22 protein-coding genes are annotated in these 20,699 nt (G+C 72.4%); 19 read left to right on the top strand and 3 right to left on the bottom strand.

What is annotated here, in order from left to right:
• Positions 1-4: 4 nt before the first annotated feature.
• From QMF98_RS09140 to aroB, 7 genes are all read left to right on the top strand, one after another.
• Complete coding sequence (locus tag QMF98_RS09140) at positions 5-823, top strand: prepilin peptidase (RefSeq protein WP_337972784.1); 819 nt, start codon at positions 5-7, stop codon at positions 821-823.
• A gap of 108 nt (positions 824-931) precedes the next feature.
• Positions 932-1,996, top strand: a complete 1,065-nt coding sequence (gene pilM / locus QMF98_RS09145; RefSeq protein ID WP_337972785.1) for a type IV pilus assembly protein PilM — start codon at positions 932-934, stop codon at positions 1,994-1,996.
• Positions 1,993-2,697, top strand: a complete 705-nt coding sequence (locus QMF98_RS09150) for a PilN domain-containing protein (protein ID WP_337972786.1) — start codon at positions 1,993-1,995, stop codon at positions 2,695-2,697. The genes pilM and QMF98_RS09150 overlap by 4 nt, the downstream gene beginning before the upstream one ends.
• 1 nt (position 2,698) lies before the next feature.
• Entirely contained in the window at positions 2,699-3,526 is an 828-nt protein-coding gene (locus QMF98_RS09155) for a hypothetical protein (RefSeq protein WP_337972787.1), read from the top strand.
• A 90-nt stretch (positions 3,527-3,616) separates the two neighbouring features.
• Complete coding sequence (gene aroC, locus QMF98_RS09160; RefSeq protein WP_337972788.1) at positions 3,617-4,807, top strand: chorismate synthase; 1,191 nt, start codon at positions 3,617-3,619, stop codon at positions 4,805-4,807.
• A 62-nt stretch (positions 4,808-4,869) separates the two neighbouring features.
• On the top strand, positions 4,870-5,457 hold the full coding sequence (locus QMF98_RS09165; protein WP_337972789.1) for a shikimate kinase: 588 nt from the start codon (positions 4,870-4,872) through the stop codon (positions 5,455-5,457).
• Positions 5,454-6,575: a 3-dehydroquinate synthase gene (aroB, locus tag QMF98_RS09170; RefSeq protein ID WP_337972790.1), complete on the top strand. Its 1,122-nt coding sequence runs from the start codon at positions 5,454-5,456 to the stop codon at positions 6,573-6,575. The genes QMF98_RS09165 and aroB overlap by 4 nt, the downstream gene beginning before the upstream one ends.
• Before the next feature lie 45 nt (positions 6,576-6,620).
• Here the strand turns inward: aroB and QMF98_RS09175 are convergent, their stop codons facing one another.
• From QMF98_RS09175 to QMF98_RS09185, 3 genes are read right to left on the bottom strand one after another with little or no spacing between them, the layout of a single operon-like run.
• Entirely contained in the window at positions 6,621-7,595 is a 975-nt protein-coding gene (locus tag QMF98_RS09175; RefSeq protein WP_337972791.1) for a hypothetical protein, read from the bottom strand.
• A complete protein-coding gene (locus tag QMF98_RS09180) occupies positions 7,592-8,239 on the bottom strand; it encodes a cytochrome b N-terminal domain-containing protein (protein ID WP_337972792.1) in 648 nt (215 codons plus the stop codon). Before QMF98_RS09180 ends, QMF98_RS09175 begins: the two co-directional genes overlap by 4 nt.
• Positions 8,236-8,409 carry a hypothetical protein gene (locus QMF98_RS09185; protein ID WP_337972793.1) on the bottom strand — a complete coding sequence of 58 codons (174 nt, stop codon included), beginning with the start codon at positions 8,407-8,409 and terminating at the stop codon, positions 8,236-8,238. The genes QMF98_RS09180 and QMF98_RS09185 overlap by 4 nt, the downstream gene beginning before the upstream one ends.
• Positions 8,410-8,691: 282 nt before the next feature.
• Between QMF98_RS09185 and QMF98_RS09190 the strand changes: the two genes are divergently transcribed.
• The 12 genes from QMF98_RS09190 (at position 8,692) to pyrF (ending at position 20,561) form a co-directional block, all read left to right on the top strand.
• Positions 8,692-9,132, top strand: a complete 441-nt coding sequence (locus QMF98_RS09190) for a type II 3-dehydroquinate dehydratase (protein ID WP_337972794.1) — start codon at positions 8,692-8,694, stop codon at positions 9,130-9,132.
• A gap of 55 nt (positions 9,133-9,187) precedes the next feature.
• The gene (locus QMF98_RS09195; protein ID WP_337972795.1) at positions 9,188-9,838 is read left to right on the top strand and encodes a hypothetical protein; all 651 of its coding nucleotides are present in this window, start codon (positions 9,188-9,190) and stop codon (positions 9,836-9,838) included.
• 73 nt (positions 9,839-9,911) lie between these two features.
• Positions 9,912-10,349, top strand: a complete 438-nt coding sequence (locus QMF98_RS09200) for a hypothetical protein (protein WP_337972796.1) — start codon at positions 9,912-9,914, stop codon at positions 10,347-10,349.
• Between the two features lie 145 nt (positions 10,350-10,494).
• Entirely contained in the window at positions 10,495-11,058 is a 564-nt protein-coding gene (efp, locus tag QMF98_RS09205) for an elongation factor P (RefSeq protein ID WP_263730803.1), read from the top strand.
• Position 11,059: 1 nt separating this feature from the next.
• A complete protein-coding gene (gene nusB, locus QMF98_RS09210) occupies positions 11,060-11,476 on the top strand; it encodes a transcription antitermination factor NusB (RefSeq protein WP_337972797.1) in 417 nt (138 codons plus the stop codon).
• Between the two features lie 127 nt (positions 11,477-11,603).
• Positions 11,604-12,236 carry a bifunctional pyr operon transcriptional regulator/uracil phosphoribosyltransferase PyrR gene (gene pyrR, locus QMF98_RS09215; RefSeq protein WP_490715601.1) on the top strand — a complete coding sequence of 211 codons (633 nt, stop codon included), beginning with the start codon at positions 11,604-11,606 and terminating at the stop codon, positions 12,234-12,236.
• Complete coding sequence (locus QMF98_RS09220; protein WP_337972799.1) at positions 12,233-13,264, top strand: aspartate carbamoyltransferase catalytic subunit; 1,032 nt, start codon at positions 12,233-12,235, stop codon at positions 13,262-13,264. The genes pyrR and QMF98_RS09220 overlap by 4 nt, the downstream gene beginning before the upstream one ends.
• Positions 13,261-14,568, top strand: a complete 1,308-nt coding sequence (locus QMF98_RS09225) for a dihydroorotase (protein WP_337972800.1) — start codon at positions 13,261-13,263, stop codon at positions 14,566-14,568. Before QMF98_RS09220 ends, QMF98_RS09225 begins: the two co-directional genes overlap by 4 nt.
• Complete coding sequence (locus QMF98_RS09230; protein ID WP_337972801.1) at positions 14,568-15,095, top strand: PH-like domain-containing protein; 528 nt, start codon at positions 14,568-14,570, stop codon at positions 15,093-15,095. The genes QMF98_RS09225 and QMF98_RS09230 overlap by 1 nt, the downstream gene beginning before the upstream one ends.
• A complete protein-coding gene (gene carA / locus QMF98_RS09235; protein WP_337972802.1) occupies positions 15,092-16,330 on the top strand; it encodes a glutamine-hydrolyzing carbamoyl-phosphate synthase small subunit in 1,239 nt (412 codons plus the stop codon). Before QMF98_RS09230 ends, carA begins: the two co-directional genes overlap by 4 nt.
• On the top strand, positions 16,330-19,704 hold the full coding sequence (gene carB / locus QMF98_RS09240; RefSeq protein ID WP_337972803.1) for a carbamoyl-phosphate synthase large subunit: 3,375 nt from the start codon (positions 16,330-16,332) through the stop codon (positions 19,702-19,704). The genes carA and carB overlap by 1 nt, the downstream gene beginning before the upstream one ends.
• Positions 19,701-20,561, top strand: coding sequence for an orotidine-5'-phosphate decarboxylase (pyrF, locus tag QMF98_RS09245; protein ID WP_337972804.1), 861 nt, complete (start codon positions 19,701-19,703; stop codon positions 20,559-20,561). The genes carB and pyrF overlap by 4 nt, the downstream gene beginning before the upstream one ends.
• Positions 20,562-20,699: the final 138 nt, after the last annotated feature.

The raw sequence follows: 20,699 nt of genomic DNA on the forward strand, positions 1-20,699 counted from the left end.
CGTCGTGCCCGCTGAGTACGGCGTCTCCGCCGGCGTCCTGGATGCGACCGCGGCCGTCGTCGTCGGCCTGTTCGGCCTGCTCATCGGCTCGTTCCTCAACGTCGTCGTCTGGCGCGTGCCTCGTGGCGAGTCGATCGTCAGCCCGCCCAGCGCCTGCCCCCGCTGCGGCCATCAGATCCGGGCGCGAGACAACGTCCCGGTCCTGTCATGGCTGGTGCTGCGCGGACGGTGCCGCGACTGTGGTGAGCCGATCGCCCGCCGGTACCCGCTCGTCGAAGCCGGTACGGGCCTCGCGTTCGCCCTGGCCACCTGGCTGGTCGGCCTGTCTTGGACACTCCCGGCCGTCCTCTATCTCGTCGCCGTCGGCATCGCGCTGGCCCTGATCGACCTGGACGTGCACCGGCTCCCGGACGCCATCGTCCTGCCGTCGTACCTCGTCGCCGGCGCACTGCTCGCGTTGGCGTCCTGGAATCCCGGTGGCGTGAGCGACTGGCCGGCACTGCTGAGGGCTGCGATCGGCGCGGCGGTTCTGTTCGTCGTGTACTTCGCGATCGTGCTCGTCTACCCCGCCGGCATGGGGTTCGGAGACGTCAAGCTGGCGGGTGTCCTCGGTATGTACCTGGGGTGGTTCGGCTGGGGCGCACTGGCGTTCGGCTGGTTCGCCGCCTTCCTGCTCGGCGGCGCGTTCGCCATCGGGCTACTGGTCACCCGGCGCGCCAACCGCAAGTCCGGCGTGCCGTTCGGACCGTGGATGATCCTGGGCGCCTTCGCCGGCGTCGTGGCGGGCGGTCCCGTGCTCGGGTGGTACCTCACCCTCCTGTGACCGCGGTTCAGGACTCCACTGGCCACTGATCCTGCGACGGCACTCAAGTCGTCGAGCGACGGCACCGATAGGTCGGGAGAACCACTGCCAGCGGACGAAGGGATCCTCGTGGCCAGCACCCGCGTCATCGGACTGGACATCGGCTCGTCCGCCGTCCGGGCCGCCGAGCTCGAGTTCGGCGGCGGCGCCCGGACGGGCAAGGTCGCGCCGACCCTGCACCGGCTGGGGGAGGTGGCGCTGCCCGTCGGCGCCGTCCGTGACGGTGAGGTGGTGCAGCCGGAGACGGTGTCTGCGGCGCTGCGCCAGCTCTGGCAGGACACGAAGTTCGAGTCGAAGGACGTGGTGCTCGGAGTCGGGAACCAGCGCGTGCTGGTCCGCGACCTCGACCTGCCCTGGATGCCGCTTGCGCAGCTCAAGGCGTCACTTCCGTTCCAGGTGTCGGAGATGCTGCCGATGTCCTCCGACGAAGCCCTGCTCGACTACTTCCCGGTGTCGGAGTACGACGGGCCGCAGGGTCGCACCGTGCACGGGATGCTCGTGGCGGCACAGCGCGACACCGTCACCGCGAACGTCGTGGCGGTCGAGGGCGCGGGTCTCCGTCCGCTGATGGTCGATCTGAACGGCTTCGCACTGCTTCGCTCGCTCGCCCATGGTGACCTTGCGCGAGCCACGGTCGCGTTCGTCGACGTCGGAGCCACGGTGACCACGGTGGTGGTCGCTGCCAACGGAGCACCGCGGCTCGTCCGCAGCCTGCCGTCCGGCGGTCAGAACGTGACCAACGCCGTGGCGAGCGCGCTGTCCGTCTCAGGCCCGGACGCCGAGCGGATCAAGCGGGAGATCGGCATCGGGTACGCGCCGCCCCCAGAGCAGGCGCCTGCAGCCGAGGCGATCACCTCGGTGGTGCGCTCCCTGGTGGAAGCGATCCGCAACACCTTCGTGTACTACTCCGGCAACAACCCGGGCGCCGGCATCGACGTCGTGGTCCTCAGCGGCGGAGGCTCCCACCTGCCCGGCCTGGGTCAGTACCTCTCCAGTGCCAGCCGGCTGCCCGTGAACCTGGGTGATCCCGTCGCACCCCTGCGACCGGGCAAGTTGTTGAACCGGCAGACCCTCGCAGGGCGCGAGTCGCTCCTCGCGCTGCCCATCGGACTCGCGTACGGAGTGGCCGCATGACCGCGCTCGCCGACCCGCCCCGGGCGAAGAAGGGGCCCCAGACCATCGTCGGTGGTCTGCCGCAGGTCAACCTGCTCCCGCCGGAGGTGCGCGCCGCGCGCGGCCTGCGGAACCTCAAGCGTTGGCTCGCGATGGCGCTGGTACTCGTCCTCGTCCTCTGCGCCGCCGTGTTCGCGCTCGCGAAGTTCGCCAAGATGGCGGCCGACGACGAGCTCTCGACGGCCCAGGCAGAGACGCAGCGCCTCCAGACGGAGCAGCAGAAGTACGCGGAGGTGCCGCGCGTCCTCGGGGCCTTGCAGAACGTCACGACGGCGCGCGCGCTCGGCATGGCGACGGATGTGTCGTGGTCCTCGTACTACGCCGCCATCACCGCCGTGCTACCGGCCGACGTCAGCATCGAGTCCCTTGTGATGACCTCGCAATCTGCCTCTGGCACCGCCCCGACCGGAACCGCCCCGAACCCCCTGCAGCCGGCCTCGGTCGGCCAGGTCCAGTTCACCGGACGTTCGACGACAGTCCCCAACACCGCAGCCTGGCTGGACGCGCTCAACGGCGTTCCCGGCTTCGCTGACGCCTGGGCCTCGAGCGCCACCATCTCGCAGAGCGCGAACAAGACGACGTACTACAACGTCACGGTCACGGTGCAGGTGACCGCCGCTGCCTACACGCACCGGTTCGACGCGACGAAGAAGGTGGGCTGACGTGGCCGGCGCGAAGAAGGGCTCCTGGATCGGCGCGACCGTGTTCGGTTCGGTCGTCATCGTGGTCGCCTCGTGGTTCCTTGCCATCAACCCGACGCTCAGCGCGGCGTCGGACGTCCGGGCACAGACCGTTCAGGTGAAGTCGCAGAACGACGCATTGGCCCTCAAGGTGGCCAAGCTGAAGGCGGACTTCGCAAAGCTCGACGACTACAAGAAGCAGCTCGGTGAGGTGCGCAAGCAGATCCCCAGCACTGCGCAGCTCTCCGACTACCTGCGCCAGCTCGACACCATCGCTGCTGCGCACGCAGTCACGGTGACGACAGTGACCCCGGGTACGCCCACAGCGGTGGTGGCGAAGACGCCAGCGGTCCCGGCCGCGACGCCGACCCCTGCGGCCAGCGGCTCCGCGACGCCGGCGCCGACAGCCCCTGCCGACGGCTCGAGCGCCGGGGGCGCAGCGACGGGAACGGCGACTGGCACGGCAAGCGGTACGGCAGCCTCCGGTATCCCGGCTGGCTTCACGTCCATCCCGATGTCGGTGACCGTGCTGGGCTCTTACGACAACACGCTGGCGTTCCTTTCCGACCTGCAGACGGCGACACCGCGGCTCTTCCTGGTTTCCGGCTTCACGGGCACCGGCCAGCAGGACTCGCCCGCCTCGGGAGGCAAGCCGAAGACGTCGGTCGGGGACCAGGAGCTGGTGGTCAGCGGTTTCCTGTTCGCGCTACCCGACACCGCCGCGGCCGCCACCCCGGCACCGACGGCGACCCCGGCGCTCCCCGGCGCCGTACCCGGCAAGAACCCGCTCAACCCGGTCGGCGGCAAGTAGCCCCCGCCGCGAAGCGCACGACGGCGCCCGTCCGGTCCGACGACCGGGCGGGCGCCGTCGTCGTCGCTGGTCCGTGACAAGATCGCGCCCATGCTGCGTTGGCTGACCTCCGGCGAGTCCCACGGCGAGGCGCTTGTCGGCATCCTCGAGGGCATGCCGGCCGGGGTGGAGCTCCGGTCGGCAGACGTCCAGGCGGCGCTGGCCCGCCGCCGCCTCGGCTACGGCCGGGGCGCGCGCATGAAGTTCGAGCAGGACGAGGTCCACCTGCTCGGGGGAGTCCGGCACGGGCTCACGCAAGGCGGTCCGGTGGCCATCGAGATCGGCAACACCGAGTGGCCCAAGTGGGTCGACGTGATGTCCTCCGACCCGGTGGACGACCCCGAGCTGCTCAACCGCGCCCGCAACGCCCCGCTGACCCGGCCCCGACCGGGTCACGCCGACCTGGTGGGCATGCGCAAGTACGGGTTCGACGACGCGCGTCCGGTGCTGGAGCGCGCGAGCGCCCGCGAGACGGCGACGCGGGTGGCGCTGGGCACAGTCGCCGCGGCGTTCCTCGAGCAGGCCGCCGGGGTGCGGCTCGTCTCGCACGTGGTCCGGATCGGCTCCGTCGCCGTCCCCGAGGACGGCCCGCTCCCTGTGCCCGACGACCTCGCCGCCCTGGACGCCGACCCGGTCCGCTGCCACGACGCGGCGACGTCGGCCGCGATGGTGGCGGAGATCGACCAGGCGCACGACGACGGCGACACCCTGGGCGGCATCGTGGAGGTGCTGGCCTACGGCCTCCCGTCCGGACTGGGCACCTACGTCGAGGCCGACCGGCGGCTGGACGCCCGTCTGGCGGCCGCGCTGATGGGCATCCAGGCGATCAAGGGTGTCGAGGTGGGCGACGGGTTCCGCACCGCTGCCCGTCGGGGCTCGCAGGCGCACGACGAGATCGAGCGGGACGCAGACGGCCGCATCGTCCGCCGCACCAACCGCGCCGGCGGCATCGAGGGCGGCATGTCCAACGGCGAGGTGCTCCGCGTGCGCGCCGCCATGAAGCCGATCTCGACGGTGCCGCGCGCGCTTGCCACGGTCGACACGGCAACCGGGGAGCCGGCCCGAGCCCAGCACCAGCGCAGCGACGTGTGCGCGGTCCCACCGGCCGCCGTCGTGGCCGAGGCGATGGTCGCCCTCGTGCTCGCCGACACGCTGCTGGAGAAGACGGGCGGCGACTCGGTGGTCGAGGTGCGACGCAACCTCCAGGCGTACGTGGCGTCGATCCCGGAGCTGCTGCGCTGACCGGCGACCCGGCCACCGGGCGGTCGACAGAACGCGCAGGCGCCGCCGACTACCCTGCAGCCGTGCCTACCGCTGCTTCTTCCGGCCCCCGGGTCGTCCTCGTCGGGCCGCCCGGCGCCGGCAAGACCACCGTCGGTCTCGCCCTGGCGTCTCGCTGGCAGCTGGCGGCGCGGGACACCGACAGCGACGTCGAGGCGGCCGCCGGCAAACCGGTGTCGGACATCTTCGTCGAGGACGGCGAGGAGCGGTTCCGCGCCCTCGAGCACGAGGCGGTCGCACGGGCGCTCACCGAGCACGACGGAGTGCTGGCGCTGGGCGGGGGCGCGGTGCTGCACCCGGCCACGCAGGAGGCCCTCGCTGCGTACCGCGCGGGCGGCGGGGTCGTGGTGTTCCTCGACGTCAGCCTGGCCCACGCGGCGCCCCGTGTCGGCTTCAACCAGTCACGTCCGCTGCTGCTGGGCAACCCGCGGGCCCGCTGGAAGGAGCTGATGGACCAGCGTCGACCGGTCTACCAGGACGTCGCCACGATCGTCGTGCCGACCGACGGGCTGACACCGGAGCAGGTCGCGGAGCGGATCGAGTCGGAGCTCGCGACGCTGCGGACGCAGCGTCTCGCCACCACTCAGGTCACCCAGGAGGAGCGCTCGTGAACGACGCCAGGACCGTCACGGTGACGGGGGAGCGCCCGTACGACGTCGTGATCGGGCGCCATCTGCTCGGCGCGCTCCCCGGGCTGCTCGGGACCGACGTGCAGCGTGTGCTCGTCGTGCACCCGGCGGCCCTGGCGACCACGGCCGACGCCGTGCTGGCGGACCTTCGCCAGCACGGGTACGAGGCCTTCGGCGCCGAGGTCCCCGATGCCGAGGAGGCGAAGACGGCGCAGGTCGCGGCGTTCTGCTGGCAGGTGCTGGGCCAGGCCGGCTTCACGCGGTCGGACGCCGTGGTGGGCGTCGGCGGGGGAGCGACGACGGACCTTGCAGGGTTCGTCGCGGCCACCTGGCTGCGCGGCGTCCGCGTGGTGCAGGTGCCCACGACCGTGCTGGCCATGGTGGACGCCGCCGTCGGGGGCAAGACGGGGATCAACACCGCCGAGGGCAAGAACCTCGTGGGCGCGTTCCACCCACCGGCTGGCGTCCTGTGCGACCTGGCGGCGCTCGAGTCGATGTCCCCGCACGACTTCGTCGCCGGGCTGGCCGAGATCGTCAAGGCGGGGTTCATCGCCGACCCGGTCATCCTCGACCTGGTCGAGGCCAACATCGAGCTGCTCCGCGACCCCGTGGCCGCGGCGGGGTCCGACGTGCTCCTCGACCTGATCGAGCGCGCCGTGGCGGTCAAGGCCCGGGTCGTCGGCGAAGACCTCCGCGAGGCGGGGCTCCGGGAGATCCTGAACTACGGACACACCTTCGGGCACGCGATCGAGCACGTCGAGCGCTACCGCTGGCGGCACGGCGCTGCCGTCTCCGTCGGCATGGTGTTCGCCGCGGAGCTGGCCCGCCTGGCGGGTCGCCTGGGAGACGACGTCGTCGACCGCCACCGATCCGTCCTCACGGCGCTCGGCCTGCCGACCACCTACCGCGCCGACCGCTGGGAGCAGCTGCTCACCGCGATGCGTCGGGACAAGAAGACCCGCGGGGACCGGTTGCGGTTCGTCGTGCTGGAGGACGTTGCCAAGCCGACGCGGTTGGAAGGCCCCGACCCGACCCTGCTCGCGGCCGCCTACGCCGAGGTCGCGGACGAGCCCCGGCGGACCACAGCGGTCGAGCTGTAGGCCCGTCGAGGCTCGTCGACCTCCGCGTGCCGGTTCAGCCGGCGTTCACCGCCGTCGCGGGTGCTCCCGGTACCAGTCGCGCCAGATGATCCGGTGCACGGGGATCCACCGCGGGATCGACCGCAGCCCCGGGATGAACGGCAGGAGCAGCAGCCCGAGGGTCAGCAGCATCATCAGGCCCCAGACCAGCGCGTCCGCGTTGTCCGAGGTTGAGAACGGCGGCACCTGGTACCAGAACGTGTACAGCCACATCCACGGCTGACCAGGGAAGTTGCCGGTCTCGTTCATCATTCCCCACTGGTCGCCACCGAGATGGCGCGCACGGGCCTGGTCCTCCAGGTACGCACCGTCGGACAGCAGCAGCAGCGAGCGCGTCTGGTCCCCGCCGTAGAAGTTGCCCGACGAGGTCAGGGCACCCTCGAGTCCGCCGGTCTGCGCGAGCGTGAGGAACGCCGCGGAGATCGCCGGAACGGGCCCGTAGTCACCGTCGGCCACCTGCTTCGGGTCGTTGTCCGGCGCCTTGGACAGTGCGTCGCTGTACGCGGAGGCCCACGTGTTCTGCTGGTCCGGCGTCGCCCCGTTCCACGTCGTCAGCGCTGCGGTCAGGTCCGTGTTGCCGGTCACCTTGGACAGCGGCGTCAGCACCAGGTCGGCGGCCGAGTCGACAGGGATCCGCACGCCGGCCCACTTCTGCAGCTTGAGCGGTCCGAGGCTCTGGCCGTCACCGGCCGTGTTGTAGGGCGGGCCGTAGGAGGCGCTCGTCGTGGTGCCGGCGAGCTCCCCGGCGGCGGTCGCGACGACGTCGTTCGGCGCTGCGGCGGCCCAGTCGGCCATCGTGATCGCCTTCTCGTCCGGCGAGGAGAACACCGCGGCGAGGACGACCGTGAGCAGCGCGACGACGACGAAGGCGACGACGAACTCCTTCACCAGGTCGTACGGTCGCGTCGCGAACCCGTGGGAGTCCGGGGTCGTGCGGCGCACGTCGCGGCGCACGGGACGGGTGTCGGTGGCGGTGCTCATGACGCGTCCTCTCCGTCGGCGTCGATCGGCGGCACGATGCCGTGGCGGCGAACCAGGATCACGTGGAGCACGACGATCACCCCCAAGACGAGCGGCAGCAGCACCACGTGCCACAGGAGCATCTGGCCGGGGTTGAGCACGTTGAAGAACGCGCCGACGCCCACGGAGTTCAGCCCGTCCTTCGCCTGGCCGCTGATCCACTGCGAGTCGAAGTTCGACTGCGACAGGTACCCGGTGAACGCGGTGCCGATCGACCCGAGGAAGGCCAGGACCCCGGTCATCCAGGTCAGGGCACGGTTGCCGCGCCATGCGGCCATCCAGAACTTGCCCCACAGGTGGATGACCATGAAGGCGAAGAACAGCTCGACGCTCCACAGGTGCAGCGAGTTGACGAAGTGCCCCACGGACGAGACGTGCCACCAGCCGGAGCCCCCGACCGCCAGCAGCACGCCCGAGCCGATCACGACGAGCAGCGCGGCCAGCGTCAGCACGCCGAACACGTAGATCCACGACGACATGTAGGCGGGCTGCCGGTCGGGCAGCACCTGTCCCGCGGGGACCGTGCGCGCGAGACGCTCGCGGGTCCGCGCCGTCCAGCTGGTCGACGGCGTCGCCGGCGGGCCACCAGCCTGCGTGGCGGTCATCGGTCGCGCTCCGAGCGGTCGCGGTGCCGGCCGGGGAAGGGCAGCACCAGCGCCAGGACGAAGACGACGATCATCAGCCCGATGATCACGGCATTGGTGACGGAGATCTGGATGACGCCGGCGTCGATGTACCGCCCGGCCGGATCAGCAAGCAGGATCGCGTGACTCATAGGTCACCTCTCGGGCCGACGGTCCACCGCCGGAACCAGCGATGGCACCGCGTCTTTCCTGGTCAGGTTATCCCTGAGGGACCTAGGGCCCTAGGCCCAAGGTCCGCGTCTCCGCGACTTTGACGCTTCCTTAACACCTGGGGGATCGCTGAAAGGCACGATTGAGCAAACTGTGCGTCGGGCTTTCCCGGCCGATCCCCGCGGGCCGCTTCCATGTGGGAGACGGATGCCGGCGCCGGTCACCTCGAGGGCTGGCGGGCTCCCGCCGCTACCCTGACCGACGTGACCACCGTCCTCGTGCTGAACGGCCCCAACCTCGGACGGCTCGGCGTCCGCGAGCCGGAGGTCTACGGCTCGGCGACGCTCGCCGACCTCGTCGCCGCGGCAGGCGGCTGGGCCGCGGAGCTCGGGCTCGACGTCGAGGTGCGTCAGACCGACGACGAGGCGGAGCTCGTCGGATGGCTGCACGCCGCCGTCGACACACGCGCGCACGTCGTGCTGAACCCGGCCGCGTTCACCCACTACTCGTACGCCCTGCGCGACGCGGCGGCCCAGGTGACCGAGGCAGGCCTCCTGCTGGTCGAGGTGCACCTGTCGAACCCGCTCGCCCGCGAGACGTTCCGGCACGTGTCCGTGATCGGCCCGATCGCCACCGGGACGGTCGCGGGCTTCGGTTTCGACTCGTACCGCCTTGCCCTCGCCGCGATCGCTGCTCGCCTGTAGCAATCCACAAGAGCTCAGGCTTGTTGTATCGCCAACAAGGTGAGAACCTTGTCCCGTGTTCGTGGTGACAGCCGACCAGCAGGGGAGCCGTCGGTCGACCGACCAGGTCCCCGCCCTCCTCGCGGGCCTGCCGGACCTGAGCGGGATGCTCCTGCCCTTCGAGCGCACGGTCGGCGACGAGGTTCAGGCGGTCCTGGACGACCCGGTGTCCGTGGTCGAGGTCACCCTCCACCTGCTGCGCCTCGGCGGCTGGAGCGTCGGCATCGGAGCGGGTCCGGTGCTGGAGCCGCTGCCGGCGAGCACGCGGGAGGCGTCGGGACCCGCCTTCATCGCCGCGCGTGAGGCGGTGGAGGCCGCGAAGAACCGGGGCCGCCCCGTCCCGGTGGCGGTGCGCGGCGCCGCGCCGGCGGCCGCGCGGGACGCCGAGGCCGTTCTGACGCTGCTCGGCACCGTGCTCGTCCGCCGGTCACCCGCCGGCTGGGCCGCCGTGGACGCGGCGCGCGACGCGCTCGGACGCACCGGCGCGGACGGCCCGGTCCAGCAGCTCGCCGCGGAGCGCCTCGGCATCAGCCAGCAGGCGGTCAGCCAGCGGCTGCGTGCCGCCCACTGGGCGGAGGAGCAGGCCGTCCGGCCGGTGCTGGCCCGGCTGCTCGCCGCGGCCGGTCTGCCCGAACCGGCAGAGGGGGACGTCGGCGCGGACGGTTGACCGCGTCCGCGCAGCCCGCCAGGGTCGGGCACAGCTCGCCACAGCCGACGGACGGCCACAGCCAGGAGGTCGCATGCATCCCGCGCTCGTCGCGCTCGTCGTCGTCCTCGCGCTCGCCGTGTCGACCGCCGGTGGCTGGGCCGTCACCCGTCTGGTGCTGCACCTGGCCAGCCGCTCGTCCGACGCGGGGGAGCCGCTCAGCGGACCCGACGGCGCCGTCCTGCTGCGCGGCAAGCTCGTCGAGAGCGACGGTCCGGACGGTGCCCGAGCGCAGGCCGTGCTGCGCGGCGGCACGTGGGTGGGACTGCTCGAGCGGCTCGCCACCACGGGGGCACTGATCGTCGGGGAGCCGACCGCGGTCGCCGTGGTCGTCGCGGTCAAGGGCCTCGGGCGCTACCCGGAGCTGCGGGAGAACCCTGGCGCGTCGGAGCGGTTCGTCATCGGTTCGTTCGCGTCGCTGCTGTGGGCCGCGTCGATCGGGCTGCTCGCTCGGCGGCTGCTCGCGCGGTGAACGCCGCACGGTACGATGGTCGGCGGCCTGCGGCCCGGACCGCGGCACACCCCACGTCCCCCCACGGGCCCTCCCGACGCGGTGACGGGCGCGGCGTGCCTGCACCAGCCGCCCTCAGCACCCTCTCTCGACAGGAAGCGACACCGTGGCGACCACCAACGACCTGAAGAACGGCCTCGTGCTCCGCATCGACGGCCAGCTGTGGACCGTGGTGGAGTTCCAGCACGTCAAGCCCGGCAAGGGCGGCGCCTTCGTGCGCACCAAGCTGAAGAACGTGCTGTCCGGCAAGGTGGTCGACCGCACGTTCAACGCGGGCCTGAAGGTGGAGACGGCCAACGTCGACAAGCGCGACATGCAGTACCTGTACAAGGACGGCTCGGACTACGTGTTCATGGACGCCTCCACGTACGACCAGCTGCACGTCCCCGAGGAGACCGTCGGTGACGCGGCGCACTTCCTGCTCGAGAACCAGAACGCGCTGGTCGCGACCAACGAAGGCATCCCGCTCTACGTCGAGCTGCCCCCGTCGGTGGTCCTCGAGATCACCTACACCGAGCCGGGCCTGCAGGGCGACCGCTCGTCGGCCGGCACCAAGCCCGCCACCCTCGAGACCGGTTACGAGATCCAGGTGCCGCTGTTCCTCGAGACCAACACCAAGGTGAAGGTGGACACCCGTGACGGGAGCTACCTCGGCCGCGTGAACGACTGAGGTGGCAGCCCGCACCAAGGCCCGCAAGCGCGCGCTCGACGTCCTCTTCGAGGCCGAGCAGCGCGGCATCCCGCCGCTGACCCTGCTCGCCGAGCGCCTGGAGCACCCCGGCGTGCAATCGGCGGTCCCGGAGTACGCCGTCGAGATCGTCGAGGGTGTCGCGGCGCACCTGGAGCGGATCGACGAGGTGCTGGCGACGCACTCCCACGGCTGGACCGTCGACCGGATGCCGGCCGTGGACCGCCAGCTGCTGCGGATCGGCACCTGGGAGGTGCTCTACAACGACGACGTCCCCGACGCCGTCGCGGTGGACGAGGCGGTCAGCCTCGCGTCCGACCTCTCGACGGACGAGTCGCCCGCCTTCGTGAACGGCCTGCTCGGCCGCATCGTCGACCTCAAGCCGACGCTCCTCGCCTGAGGCGCCGGGAGCCCGGCGTCTCGCGCCTCAGCGCGCCGACGGGCGCACCGACGAGGAGAGGTTAGGATCCGCACCTGACAGACATCCTTTAAGGCCCGTCCAGAGAGGCGGGGAAGGGGGTCGCCAGATGAGTTCTGGCATGCGTGCACCAGGGGCGCAGACCGGCGGTGCCGAAGTGCTCGGCGCGGCGGAGATAACGCGGGCGCTGACCCGCATCGCGCACGAGATCCTCGAGCGCAACCGAGGAGCCGACGACCTGGTCGTCCTGGGCATCCCCACCCGCGGGCTCCCGCTCGCGCAGCGGCTCGTGGACCGTCTCGCCCAGGTCGAGCCCGGCGTGGACGCCGACGCCATCGGCGGCAGCCTGGACGTGACGATGTACCGCGACGACCTCTCGCACCAGCCCACGCGCACCATCGGCGCGACGCACCTGCCGGCGGGCGGCATCGACGGCAAGGTCGTGGTGCTGGTGGACGACGTGCTGTACTCCGGCCGCACCATCCGGGCAGCGCTCGACGCCATCAGCGACCTCGGCCGGCCCCGCGCGGTCCAGCTGGCGGTGCTGGTCGACCGCGGGCACCGGGAGCTGCCGATCCGGGCCGACTACGTCGGCAAGAACCTGCCGACGGCGGCGGGGGAGCGTGTGCGGGTCATGCTCGCCGAGACCGACGGCCGCGACGCCGTGCTGATCGAGGCGCCGCCGGGCGGCGGAGGCCCGGCGGGCGTCGTGCGCGACGACACGAAGGAGGTGACCCGATGAGGCACCTGCTCTCGGCCGCCGACCTGTCCCGGGACGAGGCGGTGCTGATCCTCGACACCGCGGCGCAGATGGCCGCGACCCAGTCCCGGCAGATCAAGAAGCTGCCGACCCTGCGCGGTCGCACGGTGATCAACCTGTTCTTCGAGGACAGCACCCGCACCCGCATCTCGTTCGAGACCGCCGCGAAGCGGCTCTCGGCGGACGTGATCAACTTCTCGGCCAAGGGGTCGAGCGTGTCCAAGGGCGAGTCCCTGAAGGACACCGCCCTCACCTTGCAGGCCATGGGTGCCGACGCCGTCGTGATCCGGCACCAGGCCTCCGGGGCGCCGCACACGCTGGCGACCGCCGGCTGGACGGACTGCGCGGTGGTGAACGCAGGCGACGGCACGCACCAGCACCCGACGCAGGCGCTGCTTGACGCGTACACCGTGCGGCGGCACCTGATCGGTGCGGGCGGGACCCAGGACGTCACCGGCCGGGACCTCGCGGGCCTGCACGTCGCGATCGTCGGCGACGTGCTGCACAGCCGGGTGGCCAGGTCGAACGTGCAGCTGCTGAACACGCTCGGGGCCCGCGTGACGCTGGTCGCGCCGCCGACGCTCGTGCCGGTCGGCGTGCAGACGTGGCCGTGCGCCGTCTCGTACCACCTGGACGAGGTGCTGGCGCAGGGTCCCGACGCGGTGATGATGCTGCGCGTGCAGCGGGAGCGGATGTCGAGCGCCGGCGGCGGGTTCTTCCCGAGCGCGCTCGAGTACACCCGCGGGTACGGTCTGGACGCGCGGCGCCTCGCCGGACTTCCCGACCACGCGATCGTCATGCACCCCGGACCGATGAACCGCGGGCTCGAGATCTCGGCCGACGCGGCGGACAGCCCGCGGTCCGTGGTCGTCGAGCAGGTGGCCAACGGCGTCGCGGTGCGCATGGCGGTGCTGTACCTGCTGCTGTCGGGCACAGGCCCCGCGGCCAGCACAGGCGACGAGGTCGTGGACGAGTCCGGTACGCCGGAGAAGGTGGGGACGGGCGCATGAGCCGGCTGCTGCGGGGAGCGTCGCTGCTCGGCGGCGGGGCCACCGACGTGCTCGTCGACGAGGGCCGGATCGTCGCTCTCGGGACGGATGCCCGGGACGCGCGCGCCGAGGTGGTCGACGCGGACGGCCTGGTGCTGCTGCCCGGGCTGGTCGACCTGCACACGCACCTGCGCGAGCCCGGCCGAGAGGACGCCGAGACGGTCGCCTCCGGGACGCGGGCTGCGGCACTCGGCGGGTTCACCGCGGTGCACGCGATGGCGAACACCTCACCGGTCGCGGACACGGCCGGCGTCGTCGAGCAGGTGTGGCGGCTCGGCCGCGACGCCGGCTGGGTGGACGTGCACCCCGTCGGCGCGGTCACCGTCGGCCTCGGTGGCGAGCGGCTGGCCGAGCTCGGGGCGATGGCGTCCTCCGCCGCCCGCGTGCGGGTGTTCTCCGACGACGGGAAGTGCGTCCACGACCCGGTGCTGATGCGCCGGGCGCTGGAGTACGTCAAGGCGTTCGACGGTGTCATCGCCCAGCACGCCCAGGAGCCGCGGCTGACCGAGAACGCCCAGATGCACGAGGGCGTCGTCTCCGCCGAGCTCGGCCTGGCCGGCTGGCCCGCCGTGGCCGAGGAGGCGATCATCGCGCGCGACGTACTGCTGGCCGAGCACGTCGGCTCGCGGCTGCACGTGTGCCACGTCTCGACGGCCGGGTCGGTGGAGATCATCCGCTGGGCCAAGGCGCGGGGGATCGCCGTGACGGCCGAGGTCACGCCGCACCACCTCGCCCTGTCCGACGAGCTGGCCCGCGGCTACGACCCCGTGTTCAAGGTGAACCCGCCGCTGCGGACTGCCGAGGACCTCGAGGCGGTCCGAGCCGCGCTGGCGGACGGCACGATCGACATCGTCGCCACGGACCACGCGCCGCACACCCGCGAGGACAAGGACTGCGAGTGGGCCGCCGCCGCGTTCGGCATGACGGGCCTCGAGACGGCGCTGTCGGTGGTGCAGGCGACGATGGTCGACACCGGGCGCCTCGGCTGGTCCGACGTCGCACGGGTGCTGTCGTCGACCCCGGCGCTGATCGGCCGGGTGGCCGACCAGGGGCGCCCGGTCGCCGTCGGCGAACCGGCGAACCTCGTGCTCGTCGACCCGACGGCGCGAACGCTGGTCGATCCCGCAGCACAGGCGACGCAGGCGACCAACAGCCCGTTCCGGGGCCGGGAGCTGCCCGGTCGCGTGGTCGCCACGTTCCTGCGCGGTCGGCCGACCGTGCTCGACGGCCGACCCTGCGACCAGTCGGTGGAGGTGCACGCCTGATGCCCACCTGGCTGTCGGTGACGATCCTGCTGGTGCTGCTGGCGCTGGCCTACTGGGCGATGCGCCAGGGCTGGCGACGACGTGAACGCCGATCGGAGGCCACCGTGCCCGTCGTGCCGGGCGCCCCGGCCGACCTCGGCACCGCCCGCACCGAGCCGCTGGAGGCGGTCTACGTCTCCTCGACCACTGCGGGCGACTGGCTCGACCGCGTGAACGCCCACGACCTCGGCGTGCGCAGCGCCGCGCAGGTGCAGGTGTTCGACGCCGGCGTGCTGGTGCGGCGCACCGGCGCGGCGGACGTGTTCGTCCCGGCCGCCCAGGTGCGCGGCGTCGGCACCGCGTCGGGCATGGCCGGCAAGTTCATGGGGCGCGACGGCCTCGTCGTGCTCACCTGGGCACCCGACGCCGCGCCGGAGGTCGGCCCGCTGCTCGACACCGGGCTGCTGGTCCGCCACCGCGCCGACCGGCCACGCCTCGTGGACGCCGTCCGCACCCTCGTCCCCACCACCGCCGGAGGTACCGCATGACCACCGCCGTGCTCGTCCTGGAGGACGGCCGCACCTTCACCGGCCAGGCGTACGGCGCCACCGGCCGCACGCTGGGCGAGATCGTCTTCGCCACCGCGATGACGGGGTACCAGGAGACGCTGACCGACCCGTCGTACCACCGGCAGATCGTCGTGATGACGGCACCGCACATCGGCAACACGGGCGTGAACGACGAGGACCCGGAGTCGGCCCGCATCTGGGTGGCCGGCTACGTCGTCCGTGACCCCGCCCGGCGGTCGTCGAGCTGGCGTGCACGACGCACGCTCGACGAGGAGCTCGAGGCCCAGGGTGTCGTCGGGATCAGCGGCATCGACACGCGCGCGCTGACCCGGCACCTGCGGGAGCGCGGCGTGATGCGCGCCGGCATCTTCTCCGGTGACGCCCTGCTCACCTCCGGCGAACGCCGCCCGGACGACGAGCTGCTCGACGAGGTGCTGGACGCACCCCCCATGGCGGGCGCCGACCTGGCGGGGGAGGTGTCCACCAGCGAGCCGTACGTCGTCCCGGCCCTCGGGCCCGACGGCCAGCCGCTGGACGTCCCCCGCGCGCGCGTCGCGGCGGTCGACCTCGGCATCAAGGCGATGACGCCGCACCGGATGGCCGAGCGGGGGATCGAGGTCCACGTGCTGCCGAGCACCTCGACCATCGACGACGTGCTCGCGGTGCATCCCGACGGCGTCTTCTTCTCCAACGGGCCGGGCGACCCCGGTGCCGCCGTTCACGAGGTCGAGCTGCTCCGCGAGGTGCTCGACCGCCGGATCCCCTTCTTCGGCATCTGCTACGGGAACCAGATCCTGGGCCGGGCCCTCGGGTTCGGCACCTACAAGCTGGGCTACGGCCACCGCGGCGTGAACCAGCCGGTGATGGACCGCGCGACGGGCAAGGTGGAGATCACCGCTCACAACCACGGCTTCGCGGTGGACGCCCCGCTGGAGGGCCCGACCGCGGCGCCCTATGACGACGGCCGGTACGGCCAGGTGGTCGTGTCCCACGTCGACCTCAACGACGACGTGGTCGAGGGCCTCGCGGCGCTCGACCTGCCGGCGTTCAGCGTGCAGTACCACCCCGAGGCGGCCGCCGGTCCGCACGACGCCGCGTACCTGTTCGACCGTTTCGCTGCCCTGATGGCCGATCCCGGCCTCGGCGGCGCGGGCGCCGCCCGACCGGCAGGCGGACCGCCCACCACCGCGACCGACGAGGAAGGTGCCGCCTGATGCCGCGCCGCGACGACATCCACAGCGTCCTGGTCATCGGCTCCGGCCCGATCGTCATCGGGCAGGCCGCCGAGTTCGACTACTCCGGGACGCAGGCCTGCCGCGTGCTGCGCGCCGAGGGGCTGCGCGTGATCCTGGTCAACTCCAACCCGGCCACGATCATGACCGACCCGGAGTTCGCCGACGCCACGTACGTCGAGCCGATCACCACCGAGGTGCTCACCTCGATCATCGCCAAGGAGCGCCCCGACGCGCTGCTGCCGACGCTCGGTGGTCAGACGGCCCTCAACGCGGCCGTCGCCCTCTCCGAGGCCGGTGTGCTCGACGAGTACGGCGTGGAGCTGATCGGCGCCAACATCGCCGCGATCCAGAAGGGCGAGGACCGCGAGCAGTTCAAGCAGGTCGTCGAGGTGTGCGGCGGCGAGTCGGCACGGTCGGTGATCGCGCACTCGCTGGACGACGCGCTGGCCGCGGTGGACGTGCTCGGCTACCCGATGGTGGTCCGTCCGTCGTTCACGATGGGCGGGCTCGGCTCGGGCATCGCCTACGACGAGGCCGACCTGCGCCGCATCGTCGGCCAGGGCCTGCACTACTCGCCGTCCACCGAGGTGCTCCTCGAGGAGTCGATCCTCGGCTGGAAGGAGTACGAGCTCGAGCTGATGCGGGACAAGCACGACAACGTCGTGGTGGTCTGCTCGATCGAGAACGTGGACCCGGTCGGCGTGCACACCGGCGACTCGGTGACGGTGGCCCCCGCGCTGACCCTGACCGACCGCGAGTACCAGCGGATGCGGGACATCGGCATCGCGGTGATCCGCGAGGTCGGCGTCGACACCGGCGGCTGCAACATCCAGTTCGCGGTGGACCCGGAGACCGGCCGGATCATCGTCATCGAGATGAACCCGCGGGTGTCGCGCTCGTCGGCCCTCGCCTCGAAGGCGACGGGCTTCCCGATCGCCAAGATCGCCGCCCGGCTGGCCGTCGGCTACACGCTGGACGAGATCCCCAACGACATCACCGGCTCGACGCCGGCCAGCTTCGAGCCGACCCTCGACTACGTGGTCGTCAAGGTGCCGCGCTTCGCCTTCGAGAAGTTCCCGGCGGCCGACCCCACGCTCACGACCACCATGAAGTCCGTCGGCGAGGCGATGGCGCTCGGCCGGAACTTCACCGAGGCCCTCGGTAAGGCGCTGCGCTCCCTCGACAAGAAGGGCGCGACGTTCCACTGGGACGGCGAGCCCGCGTCCGGCGCGGAGCTGGACGCCCTCGTCGAGTCCATCGCCCGGCCGACCGAGCGCCGCCTCGTCGACGTCCAGCAGGTGCTACGTGCGGGCGTCCCGCTGGAGACGGTGTACGAGCGGACCAAGATCGACCCCTGGTTCCTCGACCAGCTGCAGCTGGTCAACGAGGTCGCCGCCGAGGTCGCTGCCGCGCCGGCCCTCACCCGCGAGGTCCTGGCCCGCGCCAAGCGCCACGGCCTGTCGGACGCTCAGGTGGCGGTCCTGCGGGGGAGCAGCGAGGACAGCGTCCGGCACACGCGCTGGGCGCTCGGGGTGCGACCGGTCTACAAGACGGTCGACACCTGCGCGGCCGAGTTCGCGGCCCGCACGCCGTACCACTACTCGGCGTACGACGAGGAGACCGAGGTGGCGCCGCGCGAGCGGCCCGCCGTCCTGATCCTCGGTTCGGGACCCAACCGGATCGGGCAGGGCATCGAGTTCGACTACTCCTGCGTGCACGCGGCGCTCGCCCTCAAGGGCGAGTTCGAGACCGTGATGATCAACTGCAACCCGGAGACCGTGTCGACGGACTACGACACCTCGAACCGGCTGTACTTCGAGCCGCTGACGTTCGAGGACGTGCTCGAGGTGTACGAGGCCGAGCGGGCCGCCGGCCCGGTGGCCGGCCTGATCGTCACGCTGGGCGGCCAGACCCCGCTGTCGCTCGCGCAGCGCCTGTTCGACGCCGGCCTGCCCATCCTGGGTACCCCGCCGGACGCCATCGACGCGGCCGAGGACCGCGGCGAGTTCGGCCAGGTGCTCGCCGCCGCCGGCCTGCCGGCACCGGCGTTCGGCACCGCCACGACGTTGGCGCAGGCGCGGGAGACCGCCGCGCGCATCGGCTTCCCCGTGCTGGTGCGCCCGTCCTACGTGCTCGGCGGCCGCGGCATGGAGATCGTGTACGACGAGACCCAGCTGACGGAGTACGTCGAGCGCGCCCTCGCGGACGCAACCGTGTCCAACCGAGGCGTGCTGCCGCCGCTGCTGATCGACCGGTTCCTCGACGACGCGATCGAGATCGACGTCGACGCCCTGTACGACGGCGAGGAGCTGTACCTCGGCGGCGTGATGGAGCACATCGAGGAGGCCGGCATCCACTCCGGCGACTCGGCGTGCGCGCTGCCGCCGGTGACACTGTCCGCCACCGAGCTCGAGCGGATCCGCACCTCCACCGAGGCGATCGCCCGCGGGGTCGGCGTCCGCGGCCTGCTCAACATCCAGTTCGCGCTGGTGTCGGACGTGCTCTACGTCCTCGAGGCGAACCCGCGGGCGTCGCGCACGGCGCCCTTCGTGTCCAAGGCGACCGGCGTCTCGCTCGCCAAGGCCGCCGCGCTGATCATGGTGGGCCGGTCGATCGCCGAGCTGCGGCAGGCAGGCGTCCTGCCTGCCGAGGACGCGAGCGTGCTGGACCTCGCGGCGCCGATCGCGGTCAAGGAGGCGGTGCTGCCGTTCAAGCGGTTCCGCACGCTCGACGGTCACGCGGTGGACACCGTGCTGGGGCCGGAGATGCGCTCGACCGGTGAGGTGATGGGCTTCGACGCGGACTTCCCCACGGCGTTCGCCAAGTCGCAGCAGGCGTCGTTCGGCGGCCTGCCGACCTCCGGAACGGTGTTCATCTCCGTCGCCGACCGCGACAAGCGGGCGATCGTGCTGCCGGTCAAGCGGCTGTCCCAGCTCGGTTTCGAGATCCTCGCCACCGAAGGCACCGCCGTGGTGCTGCACCGGTCCGGGATCGACTCGCGGCTGGTGCGCAAGCAGTCCGCCGGCCGCGGACCCGGTGGAGAGCCGACGATCGTCGACCTGATCAGCGACGGGCAGGTCGACATGGTGATCAACACCCCGTCGGGCCAGGGCGCCCGTGCCGACGGCTACGAGATCCGCGCCGCCACGACGGCCGCCGACAAGGCGATCATCACCACCGTGCAACAGCTCGGCGCCGCCGTCCAGGCGATCGAGGCGGTCCGGTCGGGTCCCTTCGCGGTCACCAGCCTCCAGGAGCACGACGCGCGCACCCGGGCCCGCCGGGCGGCGCGCGCCGCAGCCGCCACACCACCGGCCGAGGAGACGTCCGGCGAGCGGGTGGCAGCGCTGTGACACCGACCTTCGGCACCCGTCTCGCCGCTGCGCGGGGCGCCCTCGGCCCCCTCTGCGTCGGCATCGACCCGCACCCCTCGCTGCTCCAGCAGTGGGGCCTGGCGGACGACGTCGACGGGCTCCGGCGGTTCGCCCTGACCGTCGTCGAGGCGGTGGCCGGCGTCGTGCCGGCGATCAAGCCGCAGTCGGCCTTCTTCGAGCGGCACGGCTCCCGCGGCGTCGCCGTGCTCGAGGAGGTCGTGGCGGCGGGGCGGTCGGCCGGGACGCTGGTGGTCGTGGACGCGAAGCGGGGGGACATCGGCTCGACGATGGGCGCCTATGCGGACGCCTACCTGCGTGACGGCGCCCCGCTGGCCGGTGACGCCCTGACGGTCTCGCCGTACCTCGGCTTCGGTTCGTTGCGCCCAGCCGTGGAGCTGGCGGCGGCGACCGGCCGCGGCCTGTTCGTGCTGGCCCTCACCTCGAACCCTGAGGGGGCCTCGGTCCAGCACGCCCGCGCAGCGGACGGCCGGTCGGTCGCGGCCCAGGTCGCGCAGGAGGCGGCGCGGCTCAACGCCGCCGAGCTGGCCGCCGGCGGCGGCTCCCTGGGGTCCGTCGGCCTCGTGGTCGGCGCGACCATCGGGGACGCGGCCGCGCGCCTCGGGCTCGATCTCGCCGCCGTGCAGGGTCCGCTGCTCGCACCCGGCGTCGGCGCCCAGGGCGCCGGACCCGCCGAGCTCGCGGCCGTGTTCGGCGACGCGCGGTCGGCGGTGCTCGCGTCGTCGTCGCGAGGCGTGCTGTCGGCGGGTCCGACGGTCGCCGCGCTCCGCGGCGCCGCGGAACGCGCCCGTGACGAGGCCGCTGCCGCCCTCGCCTGAGACCGCCACGCACCCGTCGCGGAGGAACGCCCGCGAGCCGCCCACGAGGGTGCGGACGCGGCATCGATGCAGGTGAAAGCGTGCACAAGGCCGCGTCACGTTTGCCGAGTGCCCAGGTGGTCGCTAGGTTCGATCTCG

This window comes from Cellulomonas sp. NTE-D12, assembly GCF_027923705.1.
Classification (GTDB): Bacteria; Actinomycetota; Actinomycetes; order Actinomycetales; family Cellulomonadaceae; genus Cellulomonas.